Raw genomic sequence first — 14,982 nt, 5'->3', positions numbered from 1 at the left:
GCCAGGAGGAAGGTCTACGCAACGATCTTCGCGACGGAATCACGAGCCTGATGCGCGATGCGGTCGTCCGTAGTGTCGTCCGCCCCGCCCACGCCGATGGCGCCGATGACCTCCCCGTCGGCCGTCACGATCGGCACGCCGCCGGCGACCGGCAGAAGGTTGGAGTCGACCAGGTGGGGAGGCGCTACCTGCATCTGGGGCGACGCGGCGAAGGTCGCGAACCGAGCCGTTGGGACACCGCTCACGGCCGAGGTGTAGGCCTTGCGTCGCGCGGTCTCCACGCCGAGAAGGCCGACGCCGTCATCGCTGAGGAGAACCTTGGTGACGCCGCTCCGGTTGACCACGGCAGCGCACACCTTGTGCCCCTCGGACCTTCCTGCCTCCAGAGCGGCAAGTGCCGCGCCGTGCGCGATCTCGTAGCTGAGCGGCTCTCGCATGATGAGCTTCCTTCCTTGACGGCCGAAACGTCGACCGAGCGTCTTCTGCGGTGTCCTCAGGGCACCCCCGCCCAGACGATCACTGATTCCGGGGGCGCCCGGAGCCGCTCAGTATGCCGCCGCGGGGCCCGAATGTGAAGCGCCCCTCACATTCACGTCCGAGGCTGGGAGATTACTCCGCCGGCACACCGAGGAGATACAGGCAGGCAGCGTTTACGAGCTCGTCGGTGAGTTGACGCCACGTCAGCGGCCGGTCGGACTCGAACTGTTCGCCGTGCAGCACGCGGTTCATGCACGCCCCGTACACCAGGCGATAGGCGACATCCAGGCGCAGCTCCGGCTCCGGCGCGTCAATCATCGACTCGATCGGCTCCAGGAACTGCCGGAAGACATGGCCAGCGTCAACGCTGGCCTGGGACCCAACTCGCGCCACTGCCGGATCGGCGGTGCCCGCGGTGATGAAGACGCGCATCAAGCACTGGTGCGCTTCGAACGTCTCGGTGAGTCCGGCGACCGCCGAGGCGACCAGCGCGGTCGGATCCGCGCGCCGCGGAGCGAAGCGGCGGATGATGTCAGCGCGAAACTGATCGATCATGTCGTGCTGGAGAGCGGCGATCAGGCGGTCCTTGTCGCCGAACCGCCGATAGACGCTACCCACCGAGACGCCCGCTCGAGCGGCGACGGCCGCGACAGTGAGCGCCTCGGTGCCGCCCTCTTCGAGGAGGGTCGTACCTGCCTCCAGGATCCGCTGCTGGGTCAGCCGGCTGCGCGCCTGCTGCGCCGGCGGCAGATCAAGTGACTCTTCGGTACTCACCGCCCCAGCGTAAAGGCAGGCGGAGGCCCACAGCGCCGGCATCCGCTCCGGGCAGTCTCCGCGCCTGGCGCCGCCGGGCCGTGAACGGCGGCGCCAGCAGCTCGACGAGCGGGCGGCGCACATGGGCGACGACAAGATCGATCACTCGTGGTCGAGGCTACCCGTCGAGCAACCACTCCCCTCCTCGTCAAGGGCGCCCATGTACGCGGCCCTTGACGCACCGCGCCAAAAAATGCGAATGTGAATTAACAATCCTATTCAAGGGCCGCACATGACGGTGCCCTCGCAGGCGATCCCACAGCCCTGCACGTGTCACCGGCGGTGTGCCCGAGCCGCACGGGAGGCAGGACCATGACCACCACTTCAGAGGCCGACACCGGCACGGGCTACGGTCGCCCGAAGCCCTCGTACAACGCCCGCTTGCGGGAGGTCGGGCCCGGCACGCCCATGGGCGAGGCGCTGCGTCGCTACTGGCACCCGATCGCCAGCTCGGAAACGCTCGTCGCCGGGGCGCTGCCGCAAAAGACCCGCGTGCTGGGCGAGGACCTGGTCGTGTTCCGGGACGGGCAGGGCAAGCCCGGTGTCGTGATCGAGCGCTGCACCCACCGCGGCGCCAGCCTCTACTTCGGCCGTGTCGAGGACGACGGCATCCGCTGCTGTTACCACGGCTGGAAGTTCGACGTGCAGGGCCGCTGCATAGAGCAGGCCTGCGAACCGGGCCTCGGGCGCAGGCGCGACGCCGCCCGTCAGCCGTGGTACCCGGTCGCGGAGCGCTACGGCCTGCTCTTCGTCTACATGGGCCCGCCGGAGCTCAAGCCCGAACTCCCCCGCTACGACGCGCTGGAGAACCCCGCGGAGGACGAGAAGTACTTCGCCAGCTGGCCGGTCCCCCACGCCGCGGTCCTCGGTATGCCGGCGGACTTCAGCTGGCTCAACATCTACGAGAACTCCGCCGACCCGACGCACGTCACCTGGCTCCACTCCACGCACAGCGGGTACCAGATGCTGGGCACCGGCACCTTCGGCTATCCCGAGAACTTCTTCGATCCGGCCACCATCGCCGAGCGCCTGACGTACGAGCGCACCGACCACGGCGTGAAGTACACCCAGCGTTTCGAGGTCGAGGGCGAGGACGGCGAGGTCACCGAGTACGGCTTCGCGGTCGAGCAACAGCTTCCCAACGTCTTCGGCCTGCCGGACTTCGTGAAGGTGACCCCCGACGGACGGCCGGATCAGTTGCTGTGGGTCGTGCCCTCCGACGACACCAGCCACCGGCTCTTCTTCTCCATCCGCTCGAACGATCCCGAGCGCATGGTCCGCTTCGTGACCGGCATCACGCAGAACGGCAAGCAGAACCACGAGCTGACCGACGAGGAACGCCACCGGTTCCCCGGTGACACGGAGGCCCAGGAATCACAGGGAGCGATCACCCTGGACTCCGAGGAGACCCTGGCCACCGGGGACCGCGGCGTCGTCATGCTGCGCCGCATGCTTCTCGCGATGGCCGACGACGTCGAGGCCGGGCGCGATCCGATCAACATCGTCCGCGACGCGTCAGAGGTCCACCACACCCAGTCCGGCCTCTTCACCATCGGCAAGCGCCCGCCGAGCGACAACGCCACCACCGCCACCACCACCGTTGGAAGCTGAGCAGGAAAAAATGAGCAACGAGTGGCTCGACACCATCGTGGTCGGCCGGCGCGACGCGACCGCCCGGATCGTGGTGCTCGACCTGGTCGGTCACGGCGACGCCGAGCTCCCGGAGTTCGCCGCCGGCGCCCATGTCGACGTACTCGTGGACAGTGCCGCCGGGCTGGTCCGCCAGTACTCCCTGTGCGGGCCTCCGCAAGACCGCACCCGATACCGGCTGGCGGTGCTGGCCGAGACGGCGTCGCGCGGCGGCTCGCTGGGGATGCACCAACTCCGCGAGGGCGACAGGCTGCGGATCTCCCATCCGCGGAACAGGTTCGGAGTCTCGGACCGGGCACGTCGCCATCTGCTGGTGGCCGGCGGTATCGGCATCACTCCCCTGCTGGCCATGGCGCACGCGCTCGAAGCCAGGGGCGCGCAGTACGAATTGCACTACTGCGCCCGGAGCCGGGCGGAATCCGCGTTCGTCGACGAACTGGAGCACAACCCCCGCGTTCAGCTCCACTTCGACGACGGCCCGGACGACCAGCGCTTCGGCATCGCCGCCGACATCGGCCCGCCGGACCCCGAGACGGCGATCTACGTCTGCGGCCCCGGCGGCTTCATGGACTTCGTGATCTCCTCGGCACACGGAGCGGGATGGCCTGCCGAAGCGATCCACAAGGAGCGCTTCGCACCCGTGGAGAACGCCGACGCGCACATGGACGACGGGACCTTCACCGTGCGGCTCGCCAGGACCGGCGGCGAGTACGAGGTCAAGGAGGGCGAGAGCGTCCTCGACGCCCTGCTCGCGGGCGGCATCGACGCCCCCTACTCGTGCCAACAGGGGATCTGCGGCGAGTGCATCGTGCGCGTCCTGGCCGGAGAGCCCGACCACCGCGACGACATCCTGACCGACCGTGAACGCGCCGAAGGCATGTTCACCACATGCTCGTCACGAGCACACTCATCGATCCTGGAGCTGGACCTATGACGACCCCCTCGCCCACCACAACCACGTCGACCGTCCAGGCGATCGAGCAGGCAGAGGCCGCATGGCTCGTGGCTCTCACCCAGGGCGAAGACGCGATGACCTCCCTCATGCTCGAGGACAGCCGGGCCGTCCACGGCCCGGTCGGGAAGATCGACGACCGGGAGACCTTCGTCCATTTCACCTGGACCCGCCGCCGCATGGTGTTCGCCAAGGCGGAAGACCTCAGCATCACGGTGCGCGGCAACACCGCGATCACCACGTGCCTCCAGGAGATGCACATCGTCTTCGACGAGAACCTCCCGCCGTTCCCGGTGCAAGAGGCGGTGACACGAGTCTGGGAGGAGACCGCGGAGGGCTGGCGTCTGGCGCACATGCACCAGGCCAAGCGCATGCCGCCGGTCTGACTCCCGGAAACGCCAACCGCTGAAGGCTGCTGTCCGATGAATGAACAAGAGGGTTCAGTGCGCGACACCGGCCACGGAGAGTTCCCCGTACATGGTTCGGGCGGCGATCGCCGCTGTCGTGAAGGTAGGGCAACGCATGTCAACCACTGAGATCGAGGCACCCACGTCCGGCGCGGTCCGGACCAGTGACCTCCTCATCGCGGGCGAGCACGTCGCGGCCAAGGACAGCCGCTACTTCGAGACGGCCGAGGCCCTGACCGGTGAACCGATCGCGCGGGTCGCGGCAGCCTCCGTCGAGGACGTCAACCTCGCGGTGGACGCGGCGGCGGCCGCCCTCCCGGAGTGGTCGAGCCTTCCCCCGGCCGCACGACGGTCGGTTCTGGAGCGTGCGGCCGTCCTGCTCGGCGAACGCACCGACGAGATCGTCGCCACGATGAGCCGCGAGATGGGTGCCACTCTGCCCTGGTGCGGCTTCAACGTGCAGGTCGCCAAGGGCATGCTCGTCGAGGCGGCGGCCCAGGCCTACTCCGCCGTCGGGGAGGTCATCCCGTCGGACGTGCCCGGTCTCACCGCCCTCGGCGTGCGTCAGCCGGTCGGCGTCGTCGTCGGCATCGCGCCCTGGAACGCACCACTGATCCTCGGCGTACGCGCCATCGTGTGGCCGCTGGTGTGGGGCAACACCGTGGTGCTGAAGTCCTCCGAGCAGACACCGCTCACCCAGGCCGCCATCGCCCAGGTCCTCCACGATGCCGGTGTGCCCGCCGGCGCCGTCAACCTCATCAGCAACGCGCCCGCGGACGGTCCGGGCGTCGTCGAGGCTCTGATCGCCCACCCCGCCGTGAGGCGCGTCAACTTCACCGGATCCAGCCGGGTGGGCCGTATCATCGGCGAACTCGGCGGTCGCCACCTGACCCGCGTGGTCCTGGAACTCGGCGGCAAGGCGCCGTTCCTGGTGCTTCCCGACGCGGATCTGGAGGAGGCCGCCGCCGCAGCCGGTTTCGGTGCCTTCATGAACCAGGGCGAGATCTGCATGTCGACCGAGCGCGTCATCGTCGACAGAACTGTCGCCGACGAGCTCTCCTCCCGCCTGACCAAGCGTGCCGCGGGGCTGGTCGTGGGCCCCCCGAGCGACCCCACCTCACAAGTCGGTCCGCTGGTCCACGAAGGCGCCCGCGACCACGTGATCGAGCTGATCGAGGACGCACGTGCCAAGGGGGCACAGGTCCTGACCGGTGGCACGGCCGACGGCCTGTTCGTGGAGCCCACCGTGCTGCGCGGTGTCACTTCGGACATGCGCATCTACCGCGAGGAGTCCTTCGGACCGGTGGTCTCGATCATCGAGGTGGATTCCACCGACGAAGCCGTCACGGTCGCCAATGACACCGAGTACGGGCTCTCCGCAGCGGTCTTCGGCAAGGACGCGGCTGTGGCGCTCGACGTGGCCCGCCGGATCAAGTCCGGCATCTGCCACATCAATGGCGCCACCGTGCACGACGAGCCCCAGATGCCCTTCGGCGGTGTCGGAGCCAGCGGCTGGGGGCGATTCGGCTCCCGCGCCGCGCTGGAGGAGTTCACCGAGTTGCGCTGGATCACCATCCAGTCGGGGTCCCGCCACTACCCCATCTGATGAAACAGGACGAGGGTCGTGAGGCGCGCGTGACACGGCGTGCGCCGTACTCCCGGTCTTGCTCCCCTGACACCGGATCGGAGATCGGACAATGCCTCAGACCGACCGTCACGAGATCCGGCAGCTCGTCGAGAATTGGGCGCTGTGGCGCGATGCCGGGGACTGGAGGCGCTTCGCCACGGTCTGGCATCCGCGCGACGGCTGGATGAGCGCCACGTGGTTCCAGGGAAGTGCCGCCGACTTCATCAAGGCCAGTCGCGAAGGCTTCGAGAGCGGAGTCAGCATTCTCCATTTCCTGGGTGGCCACACCGCGGACATCGTCGGCGACCGAGCCATCGCTCAGACGAAGATGACCATCAACCAGCGATCGAGCATCGACGGCGTCGAGGTCGATGTCGTCTGCACCGGTAGCTTCTACGACTTCCTTTCCCGCCATGAGGGGCGCTGGACCCTCGTGCGCCGACAGCCGATCTACGAGAAGGACCGGCTCGACGTCATCGACCCCGCTGTCTCAATGACCTTGGATCCCGAGCTCCTGAACCGGTTCCCGACCGGCTACCGGCACTTGGCCTACGTACAGACCAAGGCGGGTTTCACGGTGAGGAAAGGGCTTCCCGGCCTCACCGGCACAGCCGTCGAGCAGCTCTACTCCGAAGGCGCGCGATGGCTGACCGGCACCTGATGCAGGCCGATGCCCGGCTGCACTCGACCCGCCGAAAATCTACCGAAAGAGCAGGCGATGAGGTTCACACACGAGACCCTTCCCCAGAGGGTGGTGTTCGCGGCCGGGGAGTCGCCCGTCGCGGTGGCAGCGGAGGTCGAGGCACTCGGCGGTTCCAAGGTCATGCTGATCGCGTCGGACCGCGAGAAGGAACTGGCCGACCCGATCGCCGAGGAGATCCCGGTCGTGGTGCGTCACGAGGAGGTCGTGATGCACGTACCGGTCGAGGTCGCGCGACGAGCCCGTCAGGCGGCGGCCGGCGCGGACATCCTGGTCAGCGTCGGCGGCGGCTCGACCACGGGTCTGGCCAAGGCAGTGGCGATGACCACCGGGCTGCCGATCGTCGCGGTGCCCACCACGTACGCCGGCTCGGAGGCGACCAATGTGTGGGGCCTGACCGAGGGTGAGACCAAGAGAACCGGTGCGGACGACAAGGTGCTGCCCGCGTCGGTCGTGTACGACGCCGGCCTGCTGACCACGTTGCCCGGCGAGATGACCGTGGCCAGCGGACTGAACGCGATGGCGCACTGCGTGGACTCGATGTGGGGACCACGGACCGACCCGATCGACCGGGCACTGGCGCAGGAGGGCATCCGCGGTCTGGCGACCGGCCTGCCGGCGGTGGCCGAAGACTCGACGGGCGTCGAGGGCATCGAGCAGACGCTGTACGGCGCCTACCTCGCCGCTGTCGCGTTCGCCTCGGCCGGCTCCGGGATGCATCACAAGATGTGCCACGTCCTCGGCGGCATGTTCAACCTCCCGCACGCACAGACCCACGCGGTCGTGCTGCCCTACGTGCTGGCCTTCAACGCCCCGCACGCCCCGGAGGCGGAGGCGCGTATCGCCCAGGCGTTCGGCGCGGTCTTCCGCACCCGCGCGGCGAGCGCCGGCCTGGCCGCCCTGCGCCAGGTGCTGGACGCGCCGAGGGCGCTGCGCGACTACGGCATGCCCGAGGAGGGCATCGCCAGGGCGGTGGATCCGATCATGAAGGCGATCCCGGCCAACAATCCCGCCCCCGTCACCGATGAGAGCCTGACCGCGCTGCTGGAAGCGGCGTGGGCCGGCGACCCGATCACCTGAAGGAGGCCGTCATGGCTACCTACGTCAACCCCGGCTCGGCCCGGCCCGGTGACCACGGCACGATTCACCGGGAGGTGTCGCCCGAGCAGCAGGCGGTCGAGCAACGGCTCGTCGACAGCGTCGTGGGCTCCTTCGACGCCTGCGAGGACCCGAGGCTGAAGGAGCTCATGGTGTGTCTGGTCAAGCACCTGCACTCCTTCATCCGCGAGGCCCGGCTGACCGAGGACGAGTGGGGGGCGGCGATCGACTTCCTCACCAGGGCCGGCCACATCACCGACGACGTCCGGCAGGAGTTCATCCTGCTGTCCGACACCCTCGGCGCGAGCATGCAGACGATCAACGTCAACAACCAGGCCTACAAGGGCGCCACCGAGGCGACCGTCTTCGGGCCGTTCTTCGTCGAGGGCTCCCCGGGGATCGAGCTCGGCGAAGACATGGCCTTCGGTGCTCCCGGCGAGCCCTGCTGGGTCGAGGGCACCGTCACCGACACCGACGGCAAACCGCTCGCCGGCGCGCGGATCGAGGTCTGGGAGGCCGACGAGGACGGGTTCTACGACGTGCAGTACGACGCCGGCAAGCGCGCCGGCCGGGCGCACCTCTTCTCCGCGGCCGATGGCGGCTACCGCTTCTGGGGCCTCACCCCCACGCCGTACCCCATCCCCGACGACGGACCCGTCGGCAAGATGCTCGACGCGGTCGGCCGCTCACCGCTGCGCGCCGCCCACCTGCACTTCATGGTCTCCCACCAAGGGGCGCGCACTCTGGTGACCCACATCTTCCCCGAGGGCGACCCGATCGGCCGCCAGGACACCGTCTTCGGCGTGAAGGACTCACTCATCAAACGGTTCGAGCGGCAGCCCGGTGGCACTCCGACACCCGACGGCCGCGTCATCGACGGCACGTGGAGCCGGGTGCGCTTCGACATCGTTCTCGCCCCCGCGGGCGTATGACCGTCCCTGTCGCTCCGACCGAGGAGGCAGTTGCCGCCGCGAACGCGAAGCGGGTCGTTTCACACTCGCCACCGGCGCTTTGCGTCGCCGCGTTCTGCTGGGCCGTCGTGAGAGCGAAGGTCTGACAGGCTCGGACCACCGGGGCACGGGAGATGGCCGCCCAGTAACGCCAGAAGGGCGGACCGCCGGCGGCCATCTCTCTCGCGCCGTCTCAACTCCCCTCCCCCATGCGGCGGGTGGCGCTGAACCTGCCGCAGGAGACGTGCTCCACGATCGTGCCGTCGGGAAAGACGATGCGTGCGGTGGTGGCCGGTGGGACGTCCACCGTGACGGTGAACAGGTCGTCCGTCATGCGCCACTCGACGGCGATCGTCCCCTGTGGGGACTCGTGGGTGCCCCGTGCCCACCCCACGGCCGGGTGCGGGACGGGCGCGACCTCGAAAGACTCCCAGGCGATCGACCCCGGGCGCTGGCGCAGTCCCAGGATATGGGTGTACAGGAAGCGGACCACCGCGCCCTTGCTGTAGTGGTTGAGGGAGTCGTGGGCGGTGCCGGCGTCGTCGACGCCCTCCCAGTCCTCCCAGATGGTGGTCGCACCCCGGTCGAGCATGTACAGCCAGGAGGGCGCGGTGCGCTGGAGGAGCAACTCGTAGGCGACGTCGGCGTGTCCGGTGTCGGCGAGGACGGGAAGCAGATCGCCGGTCGCGAGGAAGCCGGTGGTGAGGTGGGTACCGGCCGCGCGGATCAGCTCGACCAGCCGCGTGGCGGCGGCCTCGCGCAGCTCGTCGGGGACGAGCTCGAGAGACAACGCGCGCACATAACCGGCCTGGGTGTCGCCGGTGGTGCATCCGTCGGGCGAGAGGAACTCGGTGCGCCAGGCATCGCGTATCCGCTCGGCGATCGCGGCGTAGCGAGCCGCGTCCTCACCGCGGCCCAGCACCCGCGCGACGCGGGCCAGGGTCACCGTCGAGCGGTACAGGAACGCCGTGCCGATCTCGCCCTTGTCGGCCATGAACCAGGCGACGGGGTCGGCCTGGACGGGGTCGATACGGGTGCCGTCGGCCGCTTTGGCCTTCGGTTCGGCCCACTCGCCCCAGTGGAAGGAGCCGTCCCAGAGGTACTGTTCGTGCGGCAGCGGCTCCGTCGAGCTTTCGATCCGGGACGGGTGGCGGGCGGTGCGGGCGGTCGTGAGCGCCCACTCCACCCAGCCCACCATCGCCTCCCAGCTCTCGGCGAGTACCTCCCGGTCGCCGTAGGACTGGTACAGCTCCCAGGGGACGGCGACGATCGCGTCGCCCCAGCCGGCGGAGCCGGTCATCATGGCGAACTGGTCGTCGAGGTGGTGTTTGATACGGCGTCCGTCGGGCGAGAAGTTGGCGATCCGGCCGTCGGGCAGCTGGTCGTCGCGGACGGAGCGGAGCCATTTGCGGCTGAAGCCGAGGACGTCGTACAGGCGCGTGGCGGTGGGGGCGAAGACCTGGTAGTCGCCGGTCCAGGCGAGGCGTTCGCGGGTCGGACAGTCGGTGGGCACGTCGACGGCGTTGCCGCGAAAACTCCACTCGGCGATGTCGTGAAGGCGGTCGAGGTCTTGGTGGCCGCAGCTGAAGGTACCGGTGCGGCGCAGGTCGGAGTGGACGACCCGCATGACGAGACTCGCCGGGTCGAGCGGGGCGCCGTCGCGGCGGACACGGGCGTAACGGAAGCCGTGCACGGTGTGGCGCGGCTCGAACGTCTCGCCGTGGCCCGCGGACACGGTCTCGTCGCGCTGGACGAAGGGAATCGGCGCCTGTCCCGGCCGAGTCGCGTCCAGGTGGGTGGTTGTCAGATCACCGTCGGCGCCGACGTGTTCTCCGTAGTCGATGACGGTACGGATGCCGGCCGGGCCGAGGTCGCTCAGGGAGATCCAGCCGGAGGCGTTCTGCCCGAAGTCGGCGATCCAGAGCCCGTCCTCGAGCTGCTGGACCGACTGTGCGGGGCGCGACTCCACGACCCGCACCGGCGGTGCCGACGACCAGGCGATCGGGGGTGCCTCGACCTGGTCCACCAGGACGGGCTGTCCGCTGCCCGGCCCGACGCGGAAGTCGGTGGTCTGCCCGTCCATGAGATCGGCCCGGGTGATGGCCGACTCCGCGCTCGTCCACGTCCCGTCGGTACGGACGACCTGCCGTGTGCCGTCCTCGTGCACGAGGTGCAGCTCAGCCCGCGCGCCGGGAACCGTGCCCCAGCCCGCCGGTTGGCGGAAGGCACCCACCTGGCCCCGGTACCAGCCGTCGGACAGCAAGATCGCGATCCGGTTGTCGCCCGTGACGACGGCGGCCGTGACGTCGTAGGCCTGGGCGTAGAGCGTACGGTCGTAGGAGGTGGACCCCGGCGTGAGTTCGGCGGTACCGGCCCGCTCACCGTTGACGTACGCCTCGTACACCCCGAGTGCCGTCGCGTACAGCCGTGCCGAGCGCACCCCGGCCGGTACCTGGAACCGGGTCGACAGCGCGTACGCGGGCCGCCTGCCGTATTCGCCGTCGCCGGACTCGGCGGGACTGATCCAGCGCGCCCGCCAGTCAGCGGCGGCCAGACCGCTCTCGAACGCGTGCCAACACGACCACGGCGAGCCGCCGCCGGCGCCGAGCGCCCGGACCCGCCAGGCCACCCGGCGACCGCTGTCCAGCGCCGCCCACGGCCAGGCGAGGAACCGGTGCCCGTCGGTGGCAGTGGTCACGGTGGCCCGCGTTTCGCCGTCGACGGTGCACTGCACCTCGTACACCACCGGGTGCGCCGCGTCCGACGGCGGCTTCCAGGACAGCCTGGGCGCGGGCCCCGACACGGGGAAGTCGTCGCCTCCGCTGTCGATGCCCAGGTCGTGTGGTGCGTTGCGCATGCTGTGCCTTCTCTGAAGTCGGTGGAACGGGATGCTTCTCGGGGCGACGGCCGGGAGGCGACCTATCGGACCGACCTGATCTTGAACTTGACGATCAGGCCACCGACCAGGGCCAGAACCGCGCCGAGCAGATAGAGCTGGGTGTAGTTCTTCTCGCCGCCGGGGCCGACCCCCAGGGTGATGACGAGCGGTGCGATCAGCGGGGCGACGGCGCTGGGAATCTTCTGCGCGAAGCCGACAACGGCGAGGTAGCGGCCGGCCTCGGCCCGGTCCGGCAGGACGGCGAACACGATCGCCTGGTCGACCGCGCTGAACACCGCGATGGCGAACTGCATGAGCACCGCTCCGACGACCAGCTGGGGCAGTGAGCGGGCGAACGCCTCGGTGACGGCCCCGGCCACGAACACCGAGGAGCCGATCAGGGCGAACAGCTTGCGACGGCCGAGCTTGTCGGACAGGAAGCCGCCGCCGATGGCGCCGCCCGCCGCGGCCACCACGCCGATGGTCCCGATGACCGCCACGATCCCGGCGACCTCCTTGACCGGCAGGTCGAGCCGCTGCGCGTAGAAGAATGTGCCGAAGGTAGTGTTGAAGTACAGGCCCATGAAGAAGACGAAGCGGCCGAGCCAGTTCCAGCCGAAGTCCGGATACTTGCGCGGGTTGAACCCGTAGCTGGCGACCATGCCCTTCAACGTCACCCCGCTGGTGTGCACCAGCGAGCGGGAGTCGCCCTCGGGCTTGAGCACGGGGAAGAGGACCACCAGGGCGGCACCCAGGACGCCCGGGACCAGGAACACCAGGAAGGTGCTGGAAGCCACCGCGTACGCGAGGCCGATGCCGATCACCGGGGCGATCTGGGTCATGACGCTGGTCAGGGCGGAGATCCGGCCCCGCTGTTCGTCGGGTACCCGGTCCGCTTGGATGTTCTGGATCGCCTGCCCGGCCGTCGACCAGCCGATCATGCCGATCACCCACGCGAGGCCCAGCAGGAGGACCGACGGCGCGAGGGCGACCCCGACGAGCGCGGCGGTGCCGAGCAGGGCACCGCCGAACATGAAGGGTGTGCGGCGGCCGAGCCGGGAACGTGTGCGGTCGCTCCAGAGGCCGATCAGGGGGCTCAGGACGAGGTAGACGACCTGGGCGGATCCGGTGACGTACCCGAGTCGCTCATCGTGCCCGGAGGCGAGGTCGTCGATCCGCACCGCGAGGGAGTAGGAGAGCGGGACCATCAGTGCCAGGGAGCTGCCGAAGCTGGCGATCATCAGCCACAGGAGGTAGCCCTTGCCGACCTTCCGCAGCGGCGGCGCCTCGACCTCGGGCGTGGCGGACGGCTTGTCGAGAGCCTGGGACTGGGCCGGGTCCTGCGGTGCGGCCGTCGGCGGTAAGGCCGTCGGTGGTAAGGCCGTCGATGAAGGAACTGCCGCGCTGACGTCCCGGTCGTCGTGAGGCATGAGGACTCCTTTGTCACATGACTGCAAGGCTCGGCGGACGGTGCCGGGGCCGACCTGCAGTGCGCCATCGGGAGCGACGGGGTGGGAGCACGGGCCGGCCCTTGCCGTCATCACGCCAACGATGAGTCGGCGCCCTTCGGACTGGCGCGGTCGTCAGCCGGCCGCGGCCTGGCCCGGCTTGCGGCCGTCCAGTCCGCGCCAGCGTCGGCGCAGGGCGAACGCGGCGGACTTGGGCTTTCGGTCGCGGGTGAACACTCCCTTCTTGTTGCCGTCGACACGGTGGATGCCGGGCGAGGTCTGGAAGTCGGCGAAGTTCCACACGTGCTCGCCGACGAACTCGGGGATGCGGTCGAAGACACGGTGGTACGTGGCGAGGAAGTCGCCCTGGTACTCCTCGCTCCACGGTGCGTCCCAGACGGAGTGCAGACCGGGCTGGGTGTCGGCGCCGTACTCGGACATCATGACCGGCTTGCCGAAGCGCTGGACCCACCCGCGCAGGTCCTGCTCCAGATACCCTTCGGCGGTCGCGAGGTCGCCCGTGAACAGGTACCAGCCGTAGTAGCGGTTGATGCTCAGGACGTCGAACAGGTCGCCGATCTGGTCGTTCTGCGGGGTCGCGAACATGACGGCGGCGTAAGTGAGGGGGCGGGTCGGGTCGAGCTTGCGAGCCAGTTCGACCAGCGGCTCGAAGTACTCGCGCGCGCCGTCCTCGTTGGAGGCGGGCTCGTTGGCGAGGCACCACATCACCACGCTCGGGTGGTTCTTGTCCCGTTCGATCAGTTCTCTCAGGTGCTGGGCGTGGACGTCCCGCGTGGTCCCGCCGAAGTTCTCCGGCGCGAAGGTCGGGGTCGGGGGCACACCGGTCAGCCCGCCCTGGACGCCCAGGTTGAGGCCGACGGCGGCGGTCTCGTCGATGACAACGATGCCGTGCCGGTCGGCGAAGTCCAGGACCTCTTCGGCGTAGGGGTAGTGGGAGGTGCGGAAGGAGTTGGCGCCGGTCCACTGCATGAGCTGGAAGTCGTGGACGAGGTAGGCGTCGTCGTGGCCCTTGCCCCGGACGGGGGTGTCCTCGTGTTTGCCGAAGCCGGTGAAGTAGAACGGCTCCCCGTTGATGAGGAAGTCGCTGCCGCGCACCTCGACAGTACGGACCCCGAAGGGCTGGGTGTAGCTGTCGAAGGTCTCGCCGTCCACGGCCAGTTCTACGACGAGGTCGTAGAGGTAGGCCGCGCCCGGCTGCCAGAGCGTGACGTCCTCGACGCGCAGGACGCCTTCCGGGCCTTCACCCTCCGCAACGGTCCGGCCGGCCTCGTCCACCGCGCGCACCCGCACGGCGACCGCCTCGGCGTGCGCGCCGGCGGTCCCCACGAGATAGTCGACGGTACCGGCCGCGCCGTCCCGTCCGGTGACGACGGTGACGTCCTCGATGTAGGTCGTCGGCGTGCTGTACAGGCGGACCGGGCGGGCGATGCCCGCGTAGTTGTAGAAGTCGTGCAGATACGACTGACGTTCGCGGCCGTCGGGGCCGGTCGTGACGGTGCCGGGCGGGATGGTCACGTTCGTCAGCCGATTGTCGACGCCGACCGTCAGCCGGAACGCGGCGCCGGGCTCGACGATGCCGGTCAGGTCCGCCTCGAACGGTGTGTAGCCGCCGGTGTGCTCGGCCACGAGCTGATCGTCCACGTAGACCTGCGCGGCATGGGTGACGGAGCCGAAGCGCAGGACCAAGCGCTCACCGGTCCAGCCGCGCGGGACGCGCACGTCGCGCTGGTACCAGACCGTGCCGACGTGGTCACGGATCTCCGGGTCCACGAACAGGTCGTTGTAGCTGGCGGGCACGGGGACTTCGAGCGGCGGGACGAGCCGCGACGCCCACGGGGTGGCGCCGGTCCGGGTGCCGAGAGCGAACCGCCACAGGCCATCGAGGCCGACGACGTCGCGGGTGGGGGTGGTACGGGGCGAGAGCATGGAATTCCTACCGGGTGCTCGGGGCGGTCGAGTTG

General features: G+C 69.5%; 12 protein-coding genes. 7 read left to right on the top strand and 5 right to left on the bottom strand.

Annotated elements, in window-relative coordinates; translation table 11 throughout:
• Positions 1 to 14: 14 nt before the first annotated feature.
• Positions 15 to 437 carry a heme-binding protein gene (locus ASC60_RS21720; protein WP_055553486.1) on the bottom strand — a complete coding sequence of 141 codons (423 nt, stop codon included), beginning with the start codon at positions 435 to 437 and terminating at the stop codon, positions 15 to 17.
• A gap of 172 nt (positions 438 to 609) precedes the next feature.
• Positions 610 to 1,251 (bottom strand): TetR/AcrR family transcriptional regulator, encoded by a 642-nt coding sequence (locus ASC60_RS21715; protein WP_055553590.1) that lies wholly within the window; start codon positions 1,249 to 1,251, stop codon positions 610 to 612.
• A 351-nt stretch (positions 1,252 to 1,602) separates the two neighbouring features.
• Here ASC60_RS21715 and ASC60_RS21710 point away from each other — a divergent pair, with 351 nt between their 5' ends.
• The 7 genes from ASC60_RS21710 to ASC60_RS21680 all read left to right on the top strand — a co-directional run bounded on the left by ASC60_RS21710 (position 1,603) and on the right by ASC60_RS21680 (position 8,656).
• Positions 1,603 to 2,901 (top strand): Rieske 2Fe-2S domain-containing protein, encoded by a 1,299-nt coding sequence (locus ASC60_RS21710; protein WP_055553484.1) that lies wholly within the window; start codon positions 1,603 to 1,605, stop codon positions 2,899 to 2,901.
• 10 nt (positions 2,902 to 2,911) lie between these two features.
• Positions 2,912 to 3,874 (top strand): PDR/VanB family oxidoreductase, encoded by a 963-nt coding sequence (locus ASC60_RS21705; protein ID WP_055553482.1) that lies wholly within the window; start codon positions 2,912 to 2,914, stop codon positions 3,872 to 3,874.
• On the top strand, positions 3,871 to 4,278 hold the full coding sequence (locus ASC60_RS21700) for a nuclear transport factor 2 family protein (protein WP_055553480.1): 408 nt from the start codon (positions 3,871 to 3,873) through the stop codon (positions 4,276 to 4,278). Before ASC60_RS21705 ends, ASC60_RS21700 begins: the two co-directional genes overlap by 4 nt.
• Positions 4,279 to 4,414: 136 nt before the next feature.
• Positions 4,415 to 5,905, top strand: coding sequence for an aldehyde dehydrogenase (locus ASC60_RS21695; protein WP_055553478.1), 1,491 nt, complete (start codon positions 4,415 to 4,417; stop codon positions 5,903 to 5,905).
• A gap of 91 nt (positions 5,906 to 5,996) precedes the next feature.
• Positions 5,997 to 6,587 (top strand): nuclear transport factor 2 family protein, encoded by a 591-nt coding sequence (locus ASC60_RS21690; protein ID WP_055553476.1) that lies wholly within the window; start codon positions 5,997 to 5,999, stop codon positions 6,585 to 6,587.
• Between the two features lie 57 nt (positions 6,588 to 6,644).
• Positions 6,645 to 7,706 carry a maleylacetate reductase gene (locus ASC60_RS21685; RefSeq protein WP_055553474.1) on the top strand — a complete coding sequence of 354 codons (1,062 nt, stop codon included), beginning with the start codon at positions 6,645 to 6,647 and terminating at the stop codon, positions 7,704 to 7,706.
• An 11-nt stretch (positions 7,707 to 7,717) separates the two neighbouring features.
• Entirely contained in the window at positions 7,718 to 8,656 is a 939-nt protein-coding gene (locus tag ASC60_RS21680; protein WP_199831011.1) for a dioxygenase, read from the top strand.
• A 211-nt stretch (positions 8,657 to 8,867) separates the two neighbouring features.
• On the opposite strand, the gene ASC60_RS21675 is transcribed toward ASC60_RS21680, so the two are convergent.
• The 3 genes from ASC60_RS21675 to uidA all read right to left on the bottom strand — a co-directional run bounded on the left by ASC60_RS21675 (position 8,868) and on the right by uidA (position 14,947).
• Positions 8,868 to 11,531, bottom strand: coding sequence for a family 78 glycoside hydrolase catalytic domain (locus tag ASC60_RS21675; RefSeq protein ID WP_055553470.1), 2,664 nt, complete (start codon positions 11,529 to 11,531; stop codon positions 8,868 to 8,870).
• 62 nt (positions 11,532 to 11,593) lie between these two features.
• Positions 11,594 to 12,982, bottom strand: coding sequence for an MFS transporter (locus tag ASC60_RS21670; protein ID WP_055553468.1), 1,389 nt, complete (start codon positions 12,980 to 12,982; stop codon positions 11,594 to 11,596).
• A gap of 153 nt (positions 12,983 to 13,135) precedes the next feature.
• Complete coding sequence (uidA, locus tag ASC60_RS21665; RefSeq protein WP_055553466.1) at positions 13,136 to 14,947, bottom strand: beta-glucuronidase; 1,812 nt, start codon at positions 14,945 to 14,947, stop codon at positions 13,136 to 13,138.
• Positions 14,948 to 14,982: the final 35 nt, after the last annotated feature.

This window comes from Streptomyces sp. NBRC 110028 (assembly GCF_001417735.1).
Classification (GTDB): Bacteria; Actinomycetota; Actinomycetes; order Streptomycetales; family Streptomycetaceae; genus Streptomyces.
The sequence above is the reverse complement of the archived record's forward strand: the minus strand, read 5'-3'. Positions and strand labels throughout refer to the sequence as shown.